19 protein-coding genes and 1 tRNA gene are annotated in these 24,154 nt (G+C 42.0%); 9 read left to right on the top strand and 11 right to left on the bottom strand.

Going from position 1 to position 24,154, the window contains the following annotated elements:
- Window positions 1–18 precede the first annotated feature (18 nt).
- Both ABWU87_RS00165 and ABWU87_RS00160 read right to left on the bottom strand, forming a co-directional pair.
- Window positions 19–819, bottom strand: coding sequence for a M48 family metallopeptidase (locus ABWU87_RS00165; protein WP_353332119.1), 801 nt, complete (start codon window positions 817–819; stop codon window positions 19–21).
- A gap of 142 nt (window positions 820–961) precedes the next feature.
- Complete coding sequence (locus ABWU87_RS00160; protein WP_353332118.1) at window positions 962–1,846, bottom strand: AraC family transcriptional regulator; 885 nt, start codon at window positions 1,844–1,846, stop codon at window positions 962–964.
- A gap of 116 nt (window positions 1,847–1,962) precedes the next feature.
- On the opposite strand from ABWU87_RS00160, the gene ABWU87_RS00155 reads away from it, so the two are divergent.
- Both ABWU87_RS00155 and ABWU87_RS00150 read left to right on the top strand, forming a co-directional pair.
- The gene (locus tag ABWU87_RS00155; protein WP_353332116.1) at window positions 1,963–3,102 is read left to right on the top strand and encodes an acyltransferase family protein; all 1,140 of its coding nucleotides are present in this window, start codon (window positions 1,963–1,965) and stop codon (window positions 3,100–3,102) included.
- Between the two features lie 261 nt (window positions 3,103–3,363).
- Window positions 3,364–4,407, top strand: coding sequence for a sugar kinase (locus ABWU87_RS00150; RefSeq protein ID WP_353332114.1), 1,044 nt, complete (start codon window positions 3,364–3,366; stop codon window positions 4,405–4,407).
- An 87-nt stretch (window positions 4,408–4,494) separates the two neighbouring features.
- On the opposite strand, the gene ilvC is transcribed toward ABWU87_RS00150, so the two are convergent.
- From ilvC to ilvD, 5 genes are read right to left on the bottom strand one after another with little or no spacing between them, the layout of a single operon-like run.
- Window positions 4,495–5,541 carry a ketol-acid reductoisomerase gene (gene ilvC, locus ABWU87_RS00145; RefSeq protein ID WP_353332112.1) on the bottom strand — a complete coding sequence of 349 codons (1,047 nt, stop codon included), beginning with the start codon at window positions 5,539–5,541 and terminating at the stop codon, window positions 4,495–4,497.
- Between the two features lie 24 nt (window positions 5,542–5,565).
- Window positions 5,566–6,309, bottom strand: coding sequence for an acyl-[acyl-carrier-protein] thioesterase (locus ABWU87_RS00140; RefSeq protein ID WP_353332111.1), 744 nt, complete (start codon window positions 6,307–6,309; stop codon window positions 5,566–5,568).
- Window positions 6,296–6,847: an acetolactate synthase small subunit gene (ilvN, locus tag ABWU87_RS00135; protein WP_353332109.1), complete on the bottom strand. Its 552-nt coding sequence runs from the start codon at window positions 6,845–6,847 to the stop codon at window positions 6,296–6,298. The genes ABWU87_RS00140 and ilvN overlap by 14 nt, the downstream gene beginning before the upstream one ends.
- 11 nt (window positions 6,848–6,858) lie before the next feature.
- Window positions 6,859–8,556, bottom strand: coding sequence for a biosynthetic-type acetolactate synthase large subunit (gene ilvB, locus ABWU87_RS00130; RefSeq protein WP_353332107.1), 1,698 nt, complete (start codon window positions 8,554–8,556; stop codon window positions 6,859–6,861).
- A gap of 28 nt (window positions 8,557–8,584) precedes the next feature.
- Window positions 8,585–10,414 carry a dihydroxy-acid dehydratase gene (ilvD, locus tag ABWU87_RS00125; RefSeq protein WP_353332105.1) on the bottom strand — a complete coding sequence of 610 codons (1,830 nt, stop codon included), beginning with the start codon at window positions 10,412–10,414 and terminating at the stop codon, window positions 8,585–8,587.
- A gap of 566 nt (window positions 10,415–10,980) precedes the next feature.
- Here ilvD and ABWU87_RS00120 point away from each other — a divergent pair.
- Window positions 10,981–11,544 (top strand): FKBP-type peptidyl-prolyl cis-trans isomerase, encoded by a 564-nt coding sequence (locus ABWU87_RS00120; RefSeq protein WP_353332103.1) that lies wholly within the window; start codon window positions 10,981–10,983, stop codon window positions 11,542–11,544.
- 1,176 nt (window positions 11,545–12,720) lie between these two features.
- Here ABWU87_RS00120 and ABWU87_RS00115 read toward each other — a convergent pair.
- Together ABWU87_RS00115 and ABWU87_RS00110 are read right to left on the bottom strand one after the other, a co-directional pair.
- Complete coding sequence (locus ABWU87_RS00115) at window positions 12,721–13,296, bottom strand: TlpA family protein disulfide reductase (RefSeq protein ID WP_353332101.1); 576 nt, start codon at window positions 13,294–13,296, stop codon at window positions 12,721–12,723.
- A 14-nt stretch (window positions 13,297–13,310) separates the two neighbouring features.
- Window positions 13,311–14,594, bottom strand: coding sequence for a serine dehydratase subunit alpha family protein (locus ABWU87_RS00110; RefSeq protein WP_353332099.1), 1,284 nt, complete (start codon window positions 14,592–14,594; stop codon window positions 13,311–13,313).
- Between the two features lie 548 nt (window positions 14,595–15,142).
- On the opposite strand from ABWU87_RS00110, the gene aroC reads away from it, so the two are divergent.
- The 5 genes from aroC to ABWU87_RS00085 all read left to right on the top strand — a co-directional run bounded on the left by aroC (window position 15,143) and on the right by ABWU87_RS00085 (window position 21,922).
- Window positions 15,143–16,219, top strand: coding sequence for a chorismate synthase (aroC, locus tag ABWU87_RS00105; protein ID WP_353332097.1), 1,077 nt, complete (start codon window positions 15,143–15,145; stop codon window positions 16,217–16,219).
- 26 nt (window positions 16,220–16,245) lie between these two features.
- Complete coding sequence (locus ABWU87_RS00100) at window positions 16,246–17,613, top strand: dipeptidase (protein ID WP_353332095.1); 1,368 nt, start codon at window positions 16,246–16,248, stop codon at window positions 17,611–17,613.
- A 216-nt stretch (window positions 17,614–17,829) separates the two neighbouring features.
- Complete coding sequence (lysS, locus tag ABWU87_RS00095; RefSeq protein ID WP_353332094.1) at window positions 17,830–19,563, top strand: lysine--tRNA ligase; 1,734 nt, start codon at window positions 17,830–17,832, stop codon at window positions 19,561–19,563.
- A gap of 8 nt (window positions 19,564–19,571) precedes the next feature.
- Window positions 19,572–20,567, top strand: coding sequence for an NAD(P)H-dependent glycerol-3-phosphate dehydrogenase (locus ABWU87_RS00090; protein WP_353332092.1), 996 nt, complete (start codon window positions 19,572–19,574; stop codon window positions 20,565–20,567).
- 11 nt (window positions 20,568–20,578) lie between these two features.
- Window positions 20,579–21,922, top strand: a complete 1,344-nt coding sequence (locus ABWU87_RS00085) for a glucose-6-phosphate isomerase (protein ID WP_353332090.1) — start codon at window positions 20,579–20,581, stop codon at window positions 21,920–21,922.
- A 342-nt stretch (window positions 21,923–22,264) separates the two neighbouring features.
- Here the strand turns inward: ABWU87_RS00085 and ABWU87_RS00080 are convergent, their stop codons facing one another.
- Window positions 22,265–22,738 carry a DUF5035 family protein gene (locus tag ABWU87_RS00080; RefSeq protein ID WP_353332089.1) on the bottom strand — a complete coding sequence of 158 codons (474 nt, stop codon included), beginning with the start codon at window positions 22,736–22,738 and terminating at the stop codon, window positions 22,265–22,267.
- A 122-nt stretch (window positions 22,739–22,860) separates the two neighbouring features.
- Between ABWU87_RS00080 and ABWU87_RS00075 the strand changes: the two genes are divergently transcribed.
- Window positions 22,861–23,607: an HAD-IA family hydrolase gene (locus ABWU87_RS00075; protein WP_353332087.1), complete on the top strand. Its 747-nt coding sequence runs from the start codon at window positions 22,861–22,863 to the stop codon at window positions 23,605–23,607.
- A gap of 316 nt (window positions 23,608–23,923) precedes the next feature.
- On the opposite strand, the gene ABWU87_RS00070 is transcribed toward ABWU87_RS00075, so the two are convergent.
- Window positions 23,924–23,996 (bottom strand) — tRNA-Arg (locus ABWU87_RS00070).
- Window positions 23,997–24,154: the final 158 nt, after the last annotated feature.

The following is a 24,154-nucleotide window of genomic DNA, read 5'->3' as shown; positions in this document are numbered from 1 at the left end:
AAGTTACTGAATGCACATTTATTTCTTTTTGTAATATTTCAATGCTTCAGGCATAACCTTCTTCAGGTTTGCGATACGAGCCTCATCCGAAGGGTGAGTACTCAAGAAAGCCGGAATTGATTTTCCGCCCTGACTCATGCGTTGCCAGAACTCAACAGCCACTTCAGGGTTATATCCTGCCATTGCAGCAAATACCAATCCCATTCTGTCGGCTTCGTATTCATTTTTTCTGGAATAAGGAAGCATATAACCGTATTGTGCTCCCAGTCCAAATACTTGTTGCGCCAGCATCTGAGTGGTCGACGACTTCTTCTGCATCAAAGTTCCAAGAGCCTGTCCGCCATAAGAAACCAGCAACTGCTGACTCATTCGTTCAGCCGAATGCTTAGCAACGGCATGAGCAACCTCATGGCCGACAACTATTGCCAATCCGGCTTCGGTCTTTGTGTATGGCAAAATTCCTTCGTTCACAACAATCTTTCCTCCCGGCATACAGAAAGCATTGGCCGATGTATCTTTCACTAAATGAAATTCCCAGGCAAAATTCTGTATTTCAGATTCCAATCCCTGAGACTTTAAATAAGCTTCAACAGCAGTTGCAATGTTTTTTCCCACACGTTCTACCATTGCTGTATTCGTCTTATTTGCAGACATTTTTGCTGTACCCATGTACTCCTTAAAGCTTTGATTGCTCAGGCCCAGCACTTCAGAATCAGAAACAAGAAGCAGCTGCTTACGCCCTGTTAATGCTACAGTGCTACATGCACTTATAAACATTACTAGAAGTAAAATTCCCGGAAATGTTTTTAATCTTTTCATAGTCACTCTATTTAGTCTGTTATTTATTACTTTATAACAAACAAAAATAATTAAAAAATAGTTCCGATGAATTATTTAACGTTATAATTTCGTCAATACTTTACACACCTACAATCTTTACCTCACGAAAAAGGATTAACAATCAATTAGTAGATAGTACAGTACAACTTTGTAAATTATTGGTCCGTCTATAATCTTTGGGCGTCTCTCCCTTCAATTTCTTAAAGGTACGGTAGAAATACGGAACGTCATTAAAACCAACAGCATAACATACGTCAGTTATAGGCATTGTGGTTTCACGAAGCATCAGGCAAGAGGATTCAATGCGATACTCATTCAGGATAGTAATAAAGGACTTCCCAATTGTCCGCTTTAAAAAGGAACAGAATGAAGAACGATTCATGTGAACGTAATTTGCAATATCATCAAGCGAGATATTATGCTGATAATTATTGGCAATAAACCGGTATACTTCCTGAAACCTTACCGTGTTACAATCCTGTTTATTGCAAAAGCCCACAACACTAGTATCATTCGAAGAAGATATTACCACAAATAGTTTAATCAAAGAAGATAATTGTTCCATATCATTTTGAAACGACATCTTAGTCATTATTTCCTGAAGTGTATGCAGGGTATCACATTCAAACTTTATAGCCTTTTTATGTTGATTGATATATGAAATATACCTTTTAGTTTCCGGAAAAACAGAAGCACATTTATCAAATAATGAATCCGGGAAAATAATCGTGATATTTTCTATTTTACCTTCATCATCATGAATATTCTTATCAAAAGACCAGCAATGTGGAATATTTGGCGGGATAAGAACAACCTCTCCTTTCGAGAAACTTTCCATAAAATCGCCCATAATACGCGTTCCACTTCCTGTTATAACGTAAGATAATTCCCATTCAGCATGCTGATGAAACGTAATTTGCTCATCGCATACTATATGAACATAATCATAAATAAAAGACTTATCGTCAAAGATAGGAACATGACAATATTTTATGTTCTCCTGCATTTTTCTTACCAAAAATTGTTTATTGGGCAAATATAAGACAATAAATTATAAAAAAACGACAATACTGCTGTAAGAGAACTAAATATCTTTGCAGAATATTTTTAAATAAACAATCTATGAATTACATTTCTTCATCTTCGTTTACAGACACAAAAAGCCACTACGAAATACTGGACGGATTACGTGGCGTTGCAGCAGTAATAGTTGTTCTGTTTCACATTCTTGAAACTTTTACAGGTGGTGATCACTCAAAACAAATCATAAATCATGGTTACATGGCAGTAGACTTTTTCTTTGTTCTTTCTGGCTTTGTTATTGGCTATGCTTATGATGACCGTTGGGGCAAAATGAGTCTGAAAGGGTTCTTTAAACGTCGTATTATCCGACTTCATCCCATGATTATAGCAGGTATGGTTATAGGTGCAATTTTCTTCTACTTCCAGGACTGTTCCGCTTTTCCATTTATTAATGAAACTCCGGTTTGGAAAATGATTCTCGTTATGCTGATTGGCTTTACATTGATTCCAGTTCCTACATCAATGGATATCCGTGGCTGGGGAGAAATGCATCCTCTTAACGGACCAGCCTGGTCACTTTTCTTTGAATACATAGCCAATATTCTTTACGCTCTTTTCGTCCGGAAGTTTTCAAATAAAATGCTTTCAATCCTAGTATTTATTGCTGGGTGTGCATTGATTCATCTTGCGGTGACAAGCCCCAATGGAGATATTATCGGTGGTTGGTCAATAGAGCCTACACAATTACGAATTGGTTTTACGAGATTGCTTTATCCATTTTTTGCCGGACTACTATTGTCACGTATTTGCAAGCCAGAACGCATTAATCATGCTTTTTTTTGGTGCAGTGTGCTGCTTATTACAGTTCTTTCAATGCCTAGAGTAGGAGGAGATCAACTGTGGATAAATGGCCTTTACGATTCTTTATGTATCATTTTCATATTTCCGTTCATTGTTTATCTGGGTGCCAGTGGCACTGTAAAAGGAAAATACTCTTCCAAAATCTGTAAGTTCTTAGGCGATATTTCTTATCCGATATACATTATCCACTATCCATTTATATACATGTTTACATCCTGGGTAATGAAGAATAATATTACCACTTTAAAAGAAGCATTCCCAATTGCACTTTTTATTCTCCTGTCAACCATCATCCTGTCATACCTGTGTGTAAGGCTATATGATGTACCCATAAGAAAATGGCTTATGGCACGGTTTATGAAAAGTTCTGCTAAATAATTATATCTACTCATTTATAGAGAAGCCTCTTTGTTTATGCTGATAATATAATTTATAGGCGTAAGATTAGCAGAGCAGAATTTATCAAAAGACACTAATTATAGAGAGGAATTTTCATCTATGAAACAACACTCAAATTATTTTCAACAATTTTAATAGTAAAGAATTCGCCATATGATTGCCCCTCTTATCGATAATAAGTAATTTTGGGCTCCAAATTAAATCAAGAGTCCATTCTTGATTATTAAATAAAAAGTATTTATGGCAAATAGAATTGTTACGTTCGGTGAGGTTCTGCTTCGTCTGAGCCCACGCGACTATTTAAGATTTTCGCAGGCAAATGAATTTATTGCAACATACGGTGGAAGCGAGGCTAATGTCGCTGTTTCGCTGGCAAGCTTTGGTTTGGAATCGGATTTTGTTACCCGCCTTCCGCAAAATGATATTGCAGAGGCCTGCGTTAAGGAACTTCGTTCACACAATGTAGGTACTAATAAGATTGTTTACGGAGGAGAGCGACTGGGTATTTATTTTCTTGAAAACGGAGCTGTAGCCCGCCAGTCGAAGGTGGTTTACGACCGTGCCGATTCATCCTTCGCCACCCTTCAGCCAGGAATGATTGACTGGAAGGAAGTACTAAAAGACGCCAAATGGTTTCACTGGTCGGGAGTTGCAGCGGCTGTTTCGCAAGGGGCAGCAGATGCTTGCCTGGAAGGAATTAAGGTTGCCGACAGCATGGGGCTCACCATCTCTTGTGATTTGAATTACCGGAAGAATCTGTGGAAATACGGCAAGACTCCCGAGGAAGTTATGCTTCCTATGGTGCAGTACAGCGATGTAATCTTTGGCAGTGAACCTGAATATGAAAAAGTTCTGGATATTACCCCGGTAGGTTTCAAAGCGGTAACGGCAAATGAGGAAATGAATCTGGAAGGATTTAAATCGGTAGGCGAAAAGGTAATGGAGCGTGTACCACGCTGCAAGAAGATGTTCCTCGAGCTGCGTAACTCTATCAATGCCAACCACAACACGATAGCCGGCATTGCCTATTCCAATAATTCGCTAAAGTACTCCCGGATATACGATATTACTCACAATGTAGACCGTGTTGGCGTAGGTGATGCATTTTGCGGTGGCATGATTTACGGATTAATTGCATACCCCGAAGATGACCAGAAAGCGCTTGACTTTGCAATTGCTGCCTCGTGCCTGAAAAACACCATCAGCGGGGATTTTAACCTGATAACTGTTTCCGAGGTTGAAAATCTGATGAAGGGTGACGGCTCCGGTCGTGTATCACGTTAAAAGGAAACAACATGTTTCCCAACCATACAGAGACAAAAAAGGGGACCCATTGAGGTCCCCTTTTAAAGCTATATGCTATTGAGCTGATTAGTTGTTTTCAGGACGCAGTTTACGTACAACTGCACCGGCCTGCCACATTTCGCTTTCACGAAGTGCTTTCAGTTCTGCTTCCAGACCTTCACGGTAGTCAGGTTTAGAGTTAGTGTCGATTGAGCGTTGAGCTTCGTTTCCGCACTTAACTTCCGAATACAGCTTTTCGAATACAGGTTTAGTTGCATCGTGGAATGGGCCCATCCAGTCGAGAGCACCACGTTGAGCAGTTGTAGAGCAGTTAGCGTACATCCAGTCCATACCGTTCTTAGCAAACAGAGGCATCAATGATTGAGTCAGCTCTTCTACAGTTTCGTTGAATGCTTCGGATGGAGTGTGTCCGTTTTCGCGCAACACTTCGTACTGTGCAAGCAACAATCCCTGGATGGCTCCCATCAAAGTACCGCGTTCGCCGGTAAGGTCAGAGTAAACTTCGCGTTGGAATGTTGTTTCGAACAGATAACCTGAACCTACGCCGATACCCAATGACACTACGCGGTTGAATGCGTTGCCTGTTGCATCCTGGAAGATTGCATAAGAAGAGTTCAAGCCACGGCCTTCGAGGAACATGGTACGAAGAGAAGTACCCGAACCTTTAGGAGCAACGAGAATTACGTCAACATCTGCAGGAGGAACGATGCCTGTTCTTTCCTTGTAAGTGATACCAAAACCGTGAGAGAAGTAAAGAGCTTTACCAGCTGTAAGGTTCTTCTTCACTGTTGGCCATACTTCAATCTGAGCAGCATCCGAAAGAAGATACTGAATGATAGTACCACGTTGGCAAGCTTCGTCAATTTCGAACAGAGTTTCGCCCGGAACCCATCCGTCAGCTACTGCTTTTTCCCATGTTTTTCCGCCTTTACGCTGACCAATGATTACATTAAAGCCATTATCTCTCAGGTTCAGTGCCTGACCCGGCCCCTGAACACCGTAGCCAATTACTGCGATAACTTCATCTTTCAATACTTCACGTGCCTTTTCCAATGGAAATTCGTCGCGGGTTACTACATTTTCAGTAACGCCGCCAAAATTCATCTGTGCCATTTTGTTTTCTTTTTTATTTAAAAACTAATTAATAAAAATCATTTTACTGCGGCAAACCACTTCGCCGCTATTCTTTTTTACCTCAATATGAAATTCGTTTTCGTTTATCTCTTGCTTATAGAACGAGAGAATATCTCCGTAATAACTCTCCGCAACGTATGCCACCTCAAAACGTTTAATCCGCTTCTCCTTGTACATATTTATCGGAAAGAGGTCGAGTACATGCTCAATATATTTAATGCTGTTCACATGTCCGTTAATGTCTATATCGCTGTACTTTGCGTTATACACCGCATCGGGTTCACAATCGTCCACCTTGATTCTGCTTGGTTTGTCTATGGGACACTCCTTCTGGCAGATGTAGTCGGTAATGCCTCCTCCGTGCAGGGAGAGCAAATCGGCCGGTTTGCGGGTGTTCATGTTAATCATGGCCCACACCGACCGCGCATATCCTATGGTGTTCCCCTTTTTGTCGAGTATGGCAAAATTGCGGTCCGTAAAGAGTCGGTACACATTCTCCACCCATGTTTGGATGCTGAAGTCTTCGTACTGGCGGGGCATATCTTCAAGTTCAACAGCCAGACGGGAAAGTACCCAAGTATAATTGGCCTCATTTAGCGAAGCCATGCCGAATCCTCTTTCGGTGGCATGAAAACCTGCGCAGTTAAGTAGGTGGTTTCCCAGCACCCCCATGGTAAGACGACCTGTAAAGTCTACATGGAAAGGCTCTGCCACGAATTTGTAATGACCTACCCTATTCTGCTCCATTTTTTCCCTTTCTGCTTTCTATCAAAGCCAGAAAATTACTCAATCGTTCTACCGGGCTCTTGGTGATTGCAATGCGTCCGGAGCGGACAAACTGCCACAATCCCATCGGCATAAGTTCATCGTACAACGCTTGCGTATCGTCAGGATGACCGGTAAGTTCAATAACTGCATAGGTTTGGTTTACCTCCAGAATGCGGGCATTATGCTTACGAACCAGTTTTTCAACTTTGTTACTTCCCAACAGACTCACCGCAGGTACTTTGTAAAGCGCCACCTCCTGAAAGATAATCTGATCATCGGTATAATAATGAGCCTGCATCACATCAATGCGTTTCTCTATCTGTTTGGTAACCTTCTCAATTGTTGCGGCATCCGTATATACTGTAATGGTATATTTGTGAATTCCCTGAATGGAAGAGGCCGACACACTTAAAGTTTCGATATTGAGCTGCCGACGTGTGAATATGGTTGTGACCTGATTCAACACCCCCGCTACATTCTCTGAGTAAACGTTGATTGTATATAATTTCTTGTTCATAACTATCTGTATTAGTATCCCAACAACATGTTGGTTACCGTTGCACCGGCTGGTGTCATCGGGTAAACCATCCCTTTTTCTATAACACCGACCTCGAGCAGGAAGGAGCCTTCAGCATTTAGCATCTCTTGGATAGCCTCACCGAGTTCCTCGCGCAAGTGAACGGCGCGGCTCTTTATGCCGTATGCCGAAGCAATCTTCATATAATCGGGGTTCTTCATCGGAGTGGACGAGTAGCGCTCGTGGAAGAAAAGTTCCTGCCACTGACGAACCATACCCAGATAGCTGTTGTTCAACAGGATTATCTTAACCGTTGCGCCCGACTCCATGATGGTTCCCAGCTCCTGAATGTTCATCTGTATTCCTCCGTCACCGCAGAAAAGACAGATTGTGCGATCGGGTGCACCAAACGACGCTCCGATTGAAGCCGGAAGTCCGAAGCCCATGGTTCCCAATCCGCCCGAAGTTACGATACTGCGGTTCTTTGTAAACTGGAAATAGCGAGCAGCCATCATTTGGTTCTGACCTACATCGGTTACCAGCACTGCTTCGTGATTGGTGGCAACGGAAATCCGGTTCACCACCTCTCCCATAGTGATTGGTCCTTCAACAGGATTCAGTTCTCCTTGGATAACAGAGTTGTATTCAGTCTCTTCGCTTTCTTTAAAGCTTTCAATCCATTCGGTGTGCTTATTCTCTTTCAGATGTGCCGTTACTGCAGCAAGAGTCTCTTTGCAATTGCCCACCACTGCAACGGTAGTTTTTACATTCTTGTTAATTTCGGCCGGGTCGATATCAAAATGAATCACTTTTGCCTGTTTGGCATAGGTGTGCAAGTCGCCGGTTACCCGGTCGTCAAAACGCATACCGATGGCAATCAGCACGTCGCATTCATTTGTCTTCACGTTCGGTCCCAGGTTTCCGTGCATTCCCAGCATCCCTTTATTCAATGGATGAGCAGTAGGTAATGCCGATAATCCCAACAATGTTTTTCCGGCAGGGATATCTGCTTTTTCAAGGAACTCCAAAAGTTCTTTCTGTGCATCGCCCAGTTCCACTCCCTGTCCTACCAGTGCAAGAGGTTTCTTGGCAAAATTTATCAATTGTGCGGCAGCACATACAGCCTCTTCATCAATATCGAGATAGGGCTGATAACTGCGGATAAAGTTTATTGTCTGAGGCTCGTATTCCACCTTTGCCAGTTGTGCATTTTTGGCAAAATCGAGCACTACCGGTCCGGGGCGTCCACTGCGGGCAATATAAAATGCGCGGGCTACTGCCCAGGGGATATCATCTGCATGCCGTATCTGGTAGCTCCATTTGGTGATAGGTTGTGTTAGGCTGACCAAGTCTATTTCCTGAAAGGCATCCGTACCCAGCAACGCGGCTCCCACCTGTCCGGCTATTACTACCATAGGTGTACTATCTAGCATGGCATCTCCAATACCGGTAATGGTATTCGTAGCTCCGGGACCGCTGGTAACAATACACACACCTACTTTTCCGGAAACTCTTGCATAACCCTGAGCGGCATGGGCAGCCCCTTGTTCATGACGAACAAGTACATGATTCAACTCATGCTTGTGGTCGTACAGACAGTCGTATACAGGCATGATAGCCCCTCCGGGATAGCCAAATATAGTATCTACTCCCTCCTTTAACAACGAACGGATTAATGCCTCCGAACCTGTAACCAGTTGTTTATCCATATATCTTGTTTGTTGTTTTCGTTAATAATTAAATCATTCTCACCGCCCCTTTGTCTGCCGAGCTCACCATGCTGGCATACGCTCTGAGACTTTTTGGAACATTGCGGTTGCGCATTGGTGCTGTGAATGCCTTGTTGCCTCTTTCCATCTCTTCCGAGCGACGGATGTCGAGCTCCTTATCGCTCAGTTTCACGTTGATGCTCCGTTCGGGAATATTGATTTCGATAATGTCGCCGTCTTTAATCAGGCCGATGTTTCCTCCTGCGGCAGCTTCGGGTGAAATGTGACCGATACTCAGTCCGGAGGTTCCGCCACTGAAGCGGCCGTCGGTAATCAGCGCACACTCTTTTCCCAGGTGTTTGGATTTGATGTAAGAGGTTGGGTAAAGCATCTCCTGCATACCCGGTCCACCTTTCGGTCCTTCGTAGGCAATAACTACCACATCTCCCGATACCACATTGCCTTTAAGGATTCCTTCGCAGGCAGCTTCCTGAGAATCGAATACTTTTGCCGGGCCTGTAAACTTCCAGATGCTTTCGTCAACTCCGGCAGTCTTCACCACGCAGCCATCCTGCGCAATATTTCCTTTCAATACCGCCAGTCCGCCATCCTTTGAGTAGGCATAACCCACTGAACGGATGCATCCTTCTTTGCGGTCGGTATCCAGTTCTTTATAATAGCTGCTCTGAGAACCCAGTTCCAAGTTGAACTTTCCTCCGGGAGCACTCTTGTATTTACTGATAGCCTCCTCGCATACGTCGGGGCTAGTGATGGAGTATTTGCTGATTGCTTCAATCAACGTCAGCCCATCCACTCGGTTTACGTTTCCATCAATCAGTCCTGCAGCATTCAGTTCGGCCATAATTGCCAGGATACCTCCGGCACGGTTCACATCTTGAATGTGATATTTCTGTGTATTGGGGGCCACTTTGCAAAGACAAGGAGTCTTTTTGGAAAGGGCATCGATATCTTCCATGGTAAATTCCACTTCTGCTTCGTGGGCAATAGCCAATAGGTGAAGCACCGTATTGGTAGAGCCACCCATCGCAATATCCAGCGTCATGGCATTGAGGAAGGCAGTGCGTGTGGCAATGCTACGTGGCAGAACCGATTCATCGCCATCTTCATAAAATTTATATGTATTCTCAACAATCAGTTTAGCCGCATCCTTAAAGAGATTCGCGCGGTTTTCGTGAGTGGCCACAATGGTTCCGTTGCCAGGAAGCGCCAGCCCGATAGCCTCGTTCAGGCAGTTCATGGAGTTGGCGGTAAACATACCCGAGCAGCTTCCGCAGGTAGGACATGCCGACATCTCAATTTTAGAAACCTCTTCATCGCTTACACTCTCATCGGCCGACTTAATCATAGCGTCAATCAAATCCAGGTGTTGGTCGCCCAGTACACCTGCTTCCATCGGACCGCCCGATACAAATACCGCCGGAATATTAAGTCGCATGGCAGCCATCAGCATACCCGGAGTAATCTTATCACAGTTGCTGATGCAAACCATTGCATCCGCCTTGTGCGCATTGACCATATACTCTACGCTATCGGCTATAATATCACGTGAAGGAAGAGAATAAAGCATACCATCATGCCCCATTGCAATACCATCGTCAATGGCAATAGTATTGAACTCGGCAGCAAAGCAACCCAGCTTTTCAATTTCGGCTTTCACTTGCTGACCTATCTTGTGTAAATGAACATGTCCCGGAACAAACTGAGTAAAGGAGTTCACAATTGCTATAATAGGCTTGCCCAACTGCTCCTTCGTCATTCCATTTGCTTTCCATAGAGCTCTTGCTCCTGCCATTCTACGACCTTGCGTACTAAATGAACTACGTAATTGCTTTTTCATCTTCTGTATAAATTAAAAAGCCTCCCTCAAATGAATGAGAAAGGCTCTAAATATTATCTATAGTATGACCATCATACACACCTTTCTCATGCCCTTGCCTGGACCACCACGAGGCGAATAATAATAATATGCACCAGAGACAGGATATTTGATGTAATTGAAATCATACTGCTATGTTCTTTTTTTAATTATGGCGCAAAGGTACGCTCTTTTTTTAAACCTCCAAACAAATTAAAGAAAAAAAACGCAGATTAATGATTAATCGTAAGATATTGGTTAATAAAAAATAGTTTTTATAACCAATTCAAACTAAAAAATATTAAATAGAAAGATGAAAGAGGTGAGAGTACTTAAAACAACAACAGTAGATAACATAAATATACTAAAAACAGCTGCAAAATCTAACAGATGGAAAGAAACATCACTTTTTGAGTAACAGGTACATATTTTACAAAAAAGCACTTAATATTCTGTAAATAGGTTGCATTAATCTAAGTTGGAATAATTATTTCGTATATTTGCAACCTGATTTTTGCAGAATTATTTAAAATATAACAATAAAGTAAATGGAAACAGCACCAAACAAATTCATCATGGTTTCTTACGAACTATATGATGGAGAGAAAGATTTAGTAGAAAAAGCAACAAAAGAAAACCCTTTTCAGTTTATCTCAGGAATGGGAACAACTCTCGATGCTTTTGAGAGCCAACTGACAGGTTTAGCTACCGGTGACAAATTTGAATTCACTATCGCCAGTGACGATGCTTATGGCGAATACAACGACGAACATGTAATTGAACTTCCTAAAAACGTATTCGAAATAAATGGTAAATTCGATGCAGAACGCATCTTTGCAGGAAACGTAGTTCCGTTGATGGATGCCGAAGGAAACAGAATGAACGCTACTGTATTAGAAGTTAGCGACAGCAATGTAAAGGTTGACCTGAACCACCCTTTGGCTGGAGAAGACCTGACCTTTGTAGGTGAAGTTCTTGAATCGCGCCCTGCTACAAACGAAGAAATTCAGGGAATGATTAACATGATGAGCAGCGAAGGTTGCGGTTGTGGTTGCGACAGCTGCGGTGACGGTTGTGATGACAACCAAGGTTGCGGCGGAGGATGCCACTAATCAAAAGGATAATACGGAACTATTTATAATCCTTATATAAAGGATAAGAAAAGATACTCTTCGGATATCGGATACTAACAGCGGGGCTGACCAGATTTGTGTCAACTCCGCTGTTTTTGTTATATCTCTTTTTGGGTATAATTTCTTGTTGCTTGTAAAAACTGAGGTTACTTTGAACAAATATATTAACAACGAGATAAAAAAGAACCCGATGCTACTCAGCAGAAATTGGGAATTCACAACCCGGATGAAGAACCAAAAGAAACCGAGAGCCCTGATACCCCTTAAGAAATTGATAAACAATTAGTCTATATTAAGAGGTATTTAGTCCCCACATCACCCTGCATAGGTGGTGCGGGGTTTTGTATATATTTTATATTTATTAAAAAATTATATACATATACAGAAAGTTCAACGTTGCGATTTAATACTTTTCATTATCGTAAATTAAAATTAATATGACATTTAGGTGTCTATTTCACAATACTTTACACATTTTCAGATTGTACATATAATAACACTATAAATGCGCTATGTATCTGACATTCATGGCTGACGAAATTTATAATCTCAACAATTCCCAGTATCAAGTGCAGGGACTGCTGGGACTGCAGGGTTGAATTCCAAAACTTATGCGAAAAAATGTGATGTAATGATATATATACATTTTATACAGAAATACATAAATATTATAAATGTTTGAAAAACACATCTGCAGTCCCTGCAGTCCCTGCATTTTCCATCACAGCCTACTCATCCAAAGCGAATATACAACCATGAAATAATTTGTCTCTTTATGAAAATGCGCCCACGAATCGAGAAAAGTTTTCTCTCTGATCTGCTAGAATATACTCTTTCATTGCCAAGCCGGCTTAGGAATAAGAAAAATCTTGTAATTCAGTTCTAGTAATAACCACAGAAACTGTAAACTCCATCCAGGAAAGGTCAACAACTTATCTAAAATAGCCCTATTGTATAGGAATAAACAAACAAACTCCCGCCGTCTTTTTAAGAAAGATGGCGGGAGTTTGTTCAAAAGATCACAGGCTTTTAAGTTGGTAAGAAAACATACTTGTCTGAACACAAAAAGCAAAAGAATAATTATTTTCTGTTTTTATGCAAATAGAAGTCAAGTATACATTCCACATAGTTTTAGTGAATCAAGAAGGAATAAAACTAGAGTTCCTCTTTCGAAAGCTCCTTCATCTTTTTCACAATCCGTTTGCATTGCTTTTCGTCTGCACCACGGAAAACATATCGTATAGTGCCCGACTTATCTATAAGCAGACATGTGGGAGTGGCGGTTATTCCAGTTTTACTTATAAAATTAATAGCTTCGAAGAGTTGATGATACATCAGCTTGTTCTTCAACTTAACCTTCTCCACTTGCTCCGGAGTATTGAAAGTCATCGACAGGAAATTAGCTTCAGGATACTTCTTCGTCAGTTCGTTCAGTTGAGGAAATTCATTAATGCATGGCTCACAGTACACATGCCAGATGTTAATCAGGGTAACCTTTCCGCGAATGCTTCGGTGAGTCCAAAGCTTTCCTTCACTGTCGTTTAAAGTAAATTCGGGACAAGGCTTTCCGCAGAGCTTATTTTCCAAGGCCTTATCTTCAGCCTTCAGCATGGCCTTCGACTTTTTGAAGGCCCCGTTTGCAAGTCCGTCTGTTACATCATCATTTCCAACCGTTGAATAAGCAATTTCAACCGAGCAAAACATAAGCAGCAAAAAAACAATTCTTCTCATCAGGTTCTTTGTGGTTAACATTTGTTGGTCATAATATGGAGCACCAGTTTGTCGGTTTCATTCATTCCTTCGGAACCTATCAGCGTAAGATTGCGTATACAGCGGTCTACATCATCGTCAATAATCCCCTCGACCGATGTAACCGATTTGTTCTCCATTGCCATGATGGCAGAGAGCACGGCAGTAGAAACACCGCTGGTAAGCTTAAGCGAACAGCTGGGTTTTGCTCCGTCACAAATCATACCGGTAAGGTTGGCAATCATATTCTTTACAGCAAATGACACCTGTTCATAACCCCCTCCCATCAAATAGGTAATTCCGCAACTGGAGCCTGTTGCCGCTACTACGCATCCGCAAAGGGCAGACAAGCGCCCTAGGCTTTGCTTAATATAAATTACTGTGAGATGACTCAGCATCAATGCCCTTGTGAGCTTCTCGCGACTTATATTGTTATCTTCGGCATAAACCACCACGGGAAGTGTGGCGGCAATACCCTGATTACCACTACCCGAATTGCTCATTACCGGAATCATGGCTCCAGCCATACGCGCATCGCAGGCCGCGGAGGTAAAAGAAAGAATATGAGAAAAAACACTGTTTCCCATCACTTCCTGTTCATATTTACCACGCAAGGTTCTTCCCAAAGCATGTCCGTACTCTCCTTTTAGTGAACGTTCGGCAGCTGCCTTGTTAACCCGGGCGGTTTCAAGGATAAACTCAATCTCTTCGATAGGAGCTGTCAGAGCAAAATCGTATACTTTCCGCATAGAAAGCTCTGGATCTACCTCAGCCTCCTCGCTTGAAGCGTCTTGCCCACAGTTGAGCAACACCTCATCGCCATGGGAAATATAGACAAAATTGGTGTGTCCTCCGGCAATAACCGCCACACTTTTCTCCGTTCCGGCTTCGCAATGAGCCTCTATATAAAGTTTCTCGTTGATATCGTTTTTGAGTTGAATATTAATCCGTTTCTCCTCAATCATACGTCGTCCCTGTTCAACGGCCTCGGGAGTACTATCCCGGAGCACCTCCAACTGATATACCGATTTACCTACCAGTGCACCAAGCGCCACAGCAATAGGAAGTCCAATCATCCCTGTTCCGGGTATCCCTACCCCCATTGCATTCTTCAGTATATTTGCACTCAGAAAGAGATCTATTTTTTCGGGGCATTTACCCAATGTTTCACTTGCTTTAGCAACCGCCAGCGCTACAGCGATTGGTTCAGTACAACCAATAGCCGGGATAACTTCGCGTTTCACCAGTGAGATAATTTGTTTTCTTTCCAATTCAGTCATTTTCGAATTAATTTTCAAGATGCAAAGTTATCAAAAATAACTTATTGACTGCAAGAAGCTTTGCATCAATATTTAATAAATAAACATATAAAAACAATTAAGGAAGGATCTGCATGGAAAGACAAGGAATAATCATCTTCTCAGGTAGAAAATAAAAAAAGACATCAGGATAAAATTATAAATCCGAATCTCAATTCCTAAAATAAAAATCGGTTGCACTATCATCAAAAAAGGGCAAGTAACCAGATTATCCGGTCAATTGCCCTTATTACGGAAAAAATTATAATGGCGCTTATCACTGAGTGTTCTCACAGAATCTACGTATTATTCATATCCCATTAATCTTAACCTACACCACTACAATTTATTAACCCGCAGTTCTATAATAACATAACAAACATCAATTAAGTTCACTAGTTTGAAAATAAAAAACGAAAAAGAAAAAAGAATAGCATTTATGAGCAAACCATTCGTTTTAATAGCTGTTTTAATAATAATATTAAAGAAAGATTTTTTATATTTGCATTAATAATTCAAAAATAAAATCTATGTTCAATTCATTCGGCAATATTTTCAGATTAACCAGTTTTGGTGAATCTCATGGTAAAGGAGTGGGAGGTGTTATTGACGGATTTCCTTCGGGGATTAAAATTGATATGGACTTCGTTCAGCAGGAACTGAACAGACGCAGACCAGGTCAGTCTAAAATAACAACAGATCGTGATGAATCTGACAAAGTGGAATTCTTATCTGGCGTATTTCAGGGGAAGTCAACCGGAAGCCCCATCGGCTTTGTGGTATGGAATAAGAACCAACATTCAAAAGATTACGAGAATATAAAAAACATATTTCGTCCTTCGCACGCAGATTATACCTATCAGTTAAAATATGGTATCAGAGACTATCGCGGAGGCGGCCGCTCTTCTGCCCGGGAAACTATCTCGCGGGTAGTGGCAGGCGCACTGGCTAAACTGGCTTTGAAACAAATCGGCATATCCATTACCGCCTACACTTCACAGGTGGGACATATCCGCATTGATGAGGATTATAAGAAATACGACTTCGCAAATATTGAGGAAACTCCGGTGCGTTGCCCCGATTTGAAAAAGGCAAAAGAGATGGTGGACTACATTGAGCAGATCAAGAATGAGGGCGACACGATTGGCGGTGTGGTGACCTGTGTAATTCAGGGATGCCCCATCGGTCTGGGAGAACCGGTCTTTGGCAAACTACATGCCGCTCTTGGCAATGCCATGCTGAGCATCAACGCATCGAAAGCGTTTGAATATGGCAACGGATTCAAAGGATTGAAGCAGAAAGGTTCTGAACAGAACGACGTATTCTATAATCACGACGGACTTATTGAGACAAAGACCAATCATTCAGGAGGAATTCAGGGAGGTATAAGCAACGGAGAAGATATCTATTTCCGGGTAGCCTTTAAACCTGTGGCAACCATCCTGATGGAACAACACACGGTAAACATTGAGGGTGAAGACACCACCATGAAAGCAAAGGGCAGACATGATCCTTGCGTGCTTCCGCGTGCCGTACCTATCGTGGAAGCCATGGCTGCTATGACTATACTGGATTATTATCTGCTTGACAGATGCACTCAATTGTAACACATAAAAATCAGGTTAAAATAAAAATGAAACATATACAGTCTTACATCACCCAGCACGAAAACCGGATGATGAATGAACTTTTCAGTTTAATACGCATTCCCTCCATTAGCGCTTTACCCGATCACAAAGATGATATGTTGGCGTGTGCTCAGCGATGGAAGGAGTTATTGCTGGAAGCAGGAGCCGACAGGGCTCAGGTAATGTCATCGTCAGGAAACCCAATAGTGTATGGAGAAAAGATTGTAAACCCCGAAGCTAAAACCGTGTTGATTTACAGTCATTACGATGTAATGCCTGCAGAACCGCTAGAATTATGGAAAAGCAACCCGTTTGAACCGGAAATCCGCGACGGGCGTATCTGGGCAAGAGGCGCCGATGACGACAAAGGTCAAGCGTTTATCCAAGTGAAAGCGTTTGAATATCTGGTAAACCATCAGCTTCTGAAAAACAACGTGAAGTTTATTTTCGAGGGGGAAGAAGAAATTGGCTCGCCCAGCTTGGAACAGTTCTGCAAAGAGCACAAGGAATTATTAAAAGCTGATGTGATTCTGGTATCCGACACCAGCATGCTGGGTGCCGATCTGCCATCACTTACCACCGGACTTCGAGGACTGGCTTATTGGGAAATAGAGGTTACCGGACCAAACCGCGACCTGCACTCAGGGCATTTCGGCGGAGCGGTAGCCAATCCCATCAATGTGCTTTGCGGCATGCTGAGTAAGGTTATTGACGACAACGGAAAGATTACCATTCCACACTTTTACGATGATGTAGAAGCCGTGCCCGAAGCGGAAAGAACCATGATTGCAAATATACCCTTCAACGAGGAAGAGTATAAAAAAGCTATCGGAGTAAAACAGCTGGCAGGAGAAACTGGCTATTCTACATTGGAACGAAACAGCTGCCGTCCATCATTCGATATCTGCGGCATCTGGGGCGGATACACAGGAGAAGGTTCGAAAACTGTACTCCCATCAAAAGCTTATGCCAAAGTATCTACCCGACTGGTTCCTCATCAGGATCATCATATCATCAGTCAACTTTTTAAGGAATACTTTGAACAAATGGCTCCTCAAACCGTACAAGTAAAGGTTACACCAATGCATGGCGGACAAGGGTATGTATGCCCCATCTCCCACCCTGCATATCTTGCCGCGGAAAAAGGTTTCGAAATCGCTTTCGGAAAGAAACCTCTGGCTGTAAGACGAGGAGGAAGCATTCCAATCATATCGAGTTTTGAGGAAATACTTGGAATCAAAACCATACTAATGGGTTTCGGACTGGAACAGAATGCCATCCATTCGCCCAACGAAAGTTTCTCTCTGGACATCTTCCGAAAGGGAATTGAGGCTGTAGCCGAATTTCATATAGCATACTCAAAGAAGAAATAGAAAATCTTATAAAAAAATCTATTCTGGCTCAAACAATCCGTTTTTATACACAAAAGAATGGTTTGTTCGAGCCAGAAATAGATCTATTATTTTGCTGTAAATCAGAAAGACCTGACTTCCACCCCTTTCTAACACGATGAATTAGATGAGAATTCATTGCATTATATGAGAAATGTTTCGTACTTTTGCGACAAATTTGAGTTAATACGTATAAAAATGAACCTATTAGAACTAAGCGAACAGGAAATAATCAGACGGAACAGTCTGAATGAATTGCGAGCTATGGGCATAGAACCATACCCCGCTGCCGAGTACGTAACCAATGCTTTCTCTACCGATATAAAAAATGAATTTGTAGACGATGAAAATGCTGAGCCACGCAAAGTGTCTGTGGCCGGTCGTATCATGAGCCGTCGCGTAATGGGAAAAGCTTCCTTTATCGAATTACAAGATTCAAAAGGAAGAATCCAGGTTTATATAACCCGCGATGACATTTGTCCGGGAGAGAACAAAGATTTATACACAACAGTATTTAAACGTCTGCTCGACTTAGGTGACTTTATAGGTATCGAAGGGTTCGTTTTCAGAACTCAAATGGGCGAAATCAGTATCCACGCTCAGAAACTGACTGTACTTTCAAAGTCAATCAAACCGCTGCCTATCGTAAAATATAAGGATGGAGTGGCTTATGACTCGTTTGAAGACCCTGAACTGCGCTACCGTCAACGCTATGTTGACCTGGTGGTTAACGAAGGTGTGAAAGACATCTTTATCAAACGCAACAAGGTATACTCCTCCATGCGTGACTATTTCAACGCACAAGGATACATGGAAGTAGAAACACCTATTCTACAATCAATCCCCGGTGGTGCTTCAGCACGTCCGTTCATTACGCATCATAATGCACTCGATATACCTTTGTATCTGCGTATTGCCGATGAACTTTACCTGAAACGCCTCATCGTAGGTGGCTTCGAAGGAGTTTACGAATTCTCGAAGAACTTCCGTAACGAAGGTATGGACCGCACACACAATCCGGAGTTTACTTGCATGGAGATCTATGTATCTTACAAGGACTACAACTGGATGATGGATTTCACAGAAAAGATGCTTGAGAAAATCTGCATGGATGTAAATGGCACTCATGAAGTAAAGATGGGCGATAACATCATCAGTTTCAAGGCTCCTTTCAAACGCATTACCATGATCGACTCCATCAAGGAGTTTACAGGTATCGACATTACCGGCATGAACGAAGAGCAACTTCGCGAAGTATGCGCCAAACTGGATGTTGAAGCGGACGAAACCATGGGTAAAGGCAAGCTGATTGACGAGATCTTTGGCGAAAAGTGCGAAGGAAACTATATACAGCCAACCTTTATCACCGATTACCCAATCGAAATGTCACCGCTTTGCAAGCGTCACCGCGAAAACCCGGAACTGACCGAACGCTTTGAATTGATGGTAAACGGTAAAGAGTTGTGTAACGCATACTCAGAACTGAACGATCCGATTGACCAGTTGGGACGTTTCCAGGACCAGTTAAAGCTGAGCGAAAAGGGAGACGACGAAGCGATGTTCATCGACATGGACTTTGTACGCTCGTTGGAATATGGTATGCCTCCTACCTCGGGTATGGGTATCGGTATGGACCGTTTGGTAATGCTGATGACAGGACAAACCACAATTCAGGAAGTACTGTTCTTCCCGCAAATGCGTCCTGAAAAAACAATCAAGAAAGATTCTGCAGATAAATATATGGAATTAGGCGTACCTGAAGAATGGGTGCCTTTAATTCAGAAAGCCGGATACAACCTGGTAGAAGATATGAAAAGTGTGAATGCACAGAAACTGCACCAGGAAATATGTGGCGTGAATAAGAAATACAAGCTGGAACTAACTAATCCATCTGTTGACGCCGTATCGGGGTGGATCAATAAGTTATCATAAAAAAAGAGATGAAACTACCCGGTAAAATAGCGATAATGGGCGGAGGAAGCTGGGCAACAGCTATCGCAAAGATGGTTCTTGCATCAGAAGACAGCATAAATTGGTATATGCGTCGTGACGACCGTATTGCTGAATTTAAACGTTTGGGACACAACCCGGCCTATCTGACCGGAGTGAAATTCGACATCAAACGGATAAATTTCAGCTCAAACATTAACGATATTGTAAAAGCATCGGATACACTGATTTTCGTAACACCGTCTCCTTATCTGAAGGCGCACCTGAAGAAGCTGAAAACAAAGTTAAAAGACAAGTTTATTATCACAGCTATCAAAGGAATTGTTCCTGACGAAAACCTGATTGTTTCTGAGTATTTCACACAAGAGTACGGGGTTCCGGAAGAGAATATCGCTGTACTCGGCGGACCATGCCATGCCGAAGAGGTTGCCCTAGAAAGGCTCTCTTACCTGACTATCGCCTGTCCGGATATTGACAAGGCACGCATTTTTGCACGTAAACTGGCAGGAAACTATATCAAGACATCTGTCAGCGACGATGTATCGGGCATTGAATACGGCTCGGTGCTGAAGAATGTGTATGCCATTGCTGCAGGAATATGCAGTGGGTTGAAGTATGGAGACAATTTTCAGGCAGTGCTTATATCGAATGCCGTTCAGGAAATGAACCGTTTTCTCAACACAGTATACCCCATCAGCCGAAACATCAACGATTCGGTTTATCTGGGCGACCTACTTGTAACGGCCTACTCCAACTTTAGCCGTAACCGTACCTTCGGAACAATGATAGGAAGAGGTTATTCGGTTAAAAGTGCGCAAATTGAGATGGAAATGATTGCAGAAGGATATTACGGAACTAAATGTATCAAAGAGATAAATAAACATTATCATGTAAATATGCCTATTCTTGATGCTGTTTATAATATCCTGTATGAAAGAATTTCTCCCACTATCGAGATTAAATTACTAACTGACTCATTCAGATAACATACACGATTATGAAAAATATTAGTTTAAACATCGAAAAGACTTTAGGATTTATTTCTAAAGACGCTGTCAATGCATACGAAGCTCAGGTGAAAGCCGGTAGTGAAGCGTTGCACAACGGTACAGGTAAAGGTAATGATTTTCTGGGATGGCTGAATCTTCCGTCATCTATCAGCAAAGAACATCTGGCTGACCTGCAGTCAACCGCCAACGTGCTTCGTGAAAACTGCGAAGTGGTAGTTGTAGCTGGTATCGGCGGTAGTTATCTGGGGGCTCGCGCAGTTATTGAAGCGCTTTCTGACAGCTTTGCTTTACTGAAAGAGAAGAAAGATGGCCCTGTAATGATTTATGCAGGTCATAACATAAGCGAAGATTATATATATGAATTGACCGACTACCTGAAGGGTAAGAAATTCGGTGTAATCAATATCTCCAAATCAGGAACAACAACCGAAACCGCTTTGGCTTTCCGTCTCCTGAAAAAGCAATGCGAAGATCAGAGAGGCAAGGAGACTGCCAAAAAATGCATCGTTGCCATCACAGATGCCAAGAAAGGTGCAGCAAGAGTTACTGCTGATAAAGAGGGATACAAAACATTCATCATCCCCGACAATGTAGGCGGGCGCTTTTCTGTACTCACTCCGGTGGGATTGCTTCCAATTGCAGTGGCTGGATTCAACATAGAACAGTTGGTTGCCGGAGCCGTAAAAATGGAAGAGGCGTGCGGACTGAACGTTCCTTTCGGCGAAAACCCGGCAGCAATCTATGCAGCTACACGTAACGAGCTTTACAAGAGCGGAAAGAAGATTGAAATATTGGTGAACTACCATCCAAAACTTCACTATGTGATGGAATGGTGGAAACAGCTTTACGGAGAATCAGAGGGTAAGGAAAACAAAGGTATCTTCCCTGCTGCCGTTGACTTCTCTACAGACCTTCACTCAATGGGCCAATGGATTCAAGAAGGTGAACGCACGATTTTCGAAACAGTGATCTCAATTGAAACACCAAACCAAAAAGTGGTTGTACCTTCGGACGAAGCTAACTTGGACGGACTGAACTTCCTGGCAGGCAAACGCGTGGACGAGGTTAACAAGATGGCCGAACTTGGTACGCAGATTGCTCACGTAGACGGTGGTGTTCCTAATATGCATATCAGCATGCCGCAATTGAACGAATACTACATTGGTCAGTTGTTCTACTTCTTTGAAAAAGCTTGCGGCATCAGCGGTTATCTGCTGGGCGTAAACCCATTCGACCAACCGGGTGTTGAAGCTTACAAGAAAAACATGTTTGCTTTATTAAACAAACCTGGTTACGAAGAAGAATCAAAAGCTATTCAGGCTCGTCTGTAATTAAAAGACATAAAGTGGTTCTGTGCAAACTCTCAGCAATTGAGGTTTCATGATTTGAGCCACCTAAAGAAATACCCCTTATTTTATACCGTTTTCTGGAAAGGAAAGGATAGGATAAGGGGATTTTTATTTCCGGACGAAGAGATTAAAGCGAAATAATGCTGGAGATAATATCAGCTTAGAAAGGTAAATGAGCGTTTTAATCGCCAAAAGATACTAAAGCGCAATAATTAGAGTAGATGATATCGGAGGAAGCAATCTTATATTTTTAGATTAGAAACAGAAAAGGCTGCCTCAAAAATAAAATGAAGCAGCCTTTAATCTGGTTATTATAAGTTCTGGTTAATTTTTGATATTGTCTCTGTTCATATCAATTTCCAATGCAGTACCTTCACTAGCAGATTTTGCAGAAAGATAAAACTTCATACACATTTTAGCATCATTTTTTTGCTGGACAGTTGCTTTTACCTTCACAGAAGAGATGGTTACCCCGTCTACAAATCTAAGAAGACACTCATCTATGTTCGTAAAGTTCTTATCATCTGTAACCCTGCTTTTATCGTAATCAGTAAGAGACATTTTAACATCATCTGCATCGGCATCTGCCTGAAAAGTCTGCAGTTCGGAACCGTTTCCTTCAAGATCGAGAGTCAATTCAACAACATCTCCGGCCTTAACAGAGGGCAAAGGTAAAGAAACAGATTCACCATTTACTGTACAGCTTTCCATTTTGATTGCTGGCGACTCTGGTGTTTCGAAACTACAGGAAGAAAAGGATACAGCACCTAGAATTATTGTTAAAATAAGTTTTTTCATTTATACTTTATTAATAAATCACGGATGCAAAAATACACGAATATTCTGAATTACAAAGCATTTAATCTGTTAATTAAGAAGTTCTTCGTATCTTTGCACACAAATAAATGTATTCCCAAACTATGTTTAGAACTGCTATTCAACAATATCTAAAGACCCAAAAACATTCTTCAATCCCTATTAAAGCCGTTTTGTTCGATATGGACGGCGTACTGTTCGACTCCATGCCTCACCACGCCAACTCCTGGCATATGATTATGGAAGAACGCGGTTTGCATCTTTCAAAAGAGGAAGCATATCTGCACGAAGGCAGAACAGGCTCAGGAACGATCAATATCATCTGCCAGAGACAGTATGGCCGAAACGCAACCGAAAAGGAGATTCAGGAAATCTATAAAGCAAAAACCGAAGCGTTCAACAAACTTCCGGAAGCCGAAAAAATGGATGGCGCCTGGGAGGTACTGAACAAAGTAAAACGCGATGGACTCTTTTCGATGGTGGTTACCGGATCTGGACAAGCTACATTGCTAAATCGCCTGAACGATAACTTCCCAAATATCTTTAAACCAGAACTGATGGTGACAGCATTCGATGTAAAAATTGGGAAGCCTCATCCTGAACCCTATCTAATGGCTCTAAATAAAGGAAACCTGATGGCAAACGAGGCAATAGTGGTAGAAAATGCTCCTTTGGGCGTTCAAGCCGCCTCGGCAGCAGGAATATTTACCGTTGCAGTTAACACCGGACCGTTGGAGGATAAAGTTCTGCTGGATGCCGGCGCCAATATTCTTTTTCCATCCATGCAGGCGTTCTGCAATGCCTGGGAGGAACTTCTAAAAGAACTTCGGGCCACAAAACCAAATTCATAACGGGTAAAATAAATGTGAGATGAACTATGCCTTATTTCTCCATATAAAGGGGAGATAGAGATTTTCGTGGTGTACGAATATGATTGTAAGTTCGTTTTAAGTTTCACGACTGGCAACTCCTCTTACTTTTGCATGCCATTGAATGCTTAAGAAGTTTGAGCTTTAAAGGCATAATGGCATGTTCATCATTAAATGACTATTACCTCTGTATTTTACAAGTAATCCTTGTTTCTGCATCATACAGTATAGCATGTAAATAAAAAAATCAGCTAAAAATCCTCTTGCATAGGATTTAATTAGCTGATTTTCATTTCTGTGATCCCGGTGGGAGTCAAACCCACGACCTTCAGAACCGGAATCTGACGCTCTATTCACTAAGCTACGGAACCTTTTTGTGATTGCAAAAGTACAAAAAGAGATGCATGTTTCCTAATATTTCATTTATTTTCCTTCAAAACATTGAAAATTACTGCATCTCTATCTGCCATACACAATAGATAAATGAAAAAAACGGATGAAATAATTGCTTTCTTCTTTAAAAAAGATA

This window comes from Bacteroides sedimenti, from assembly GCF_040365225.1.
Lineage (GTDB): Bacteria > Bacteroidota > Bacteroidia > Bacteroidales > Bacteroidaceae > Bacteroides > Bacteroides sedimenti.
This window is presented reverse-complemented; position numbering and strand designations above follow the sequence as displayed.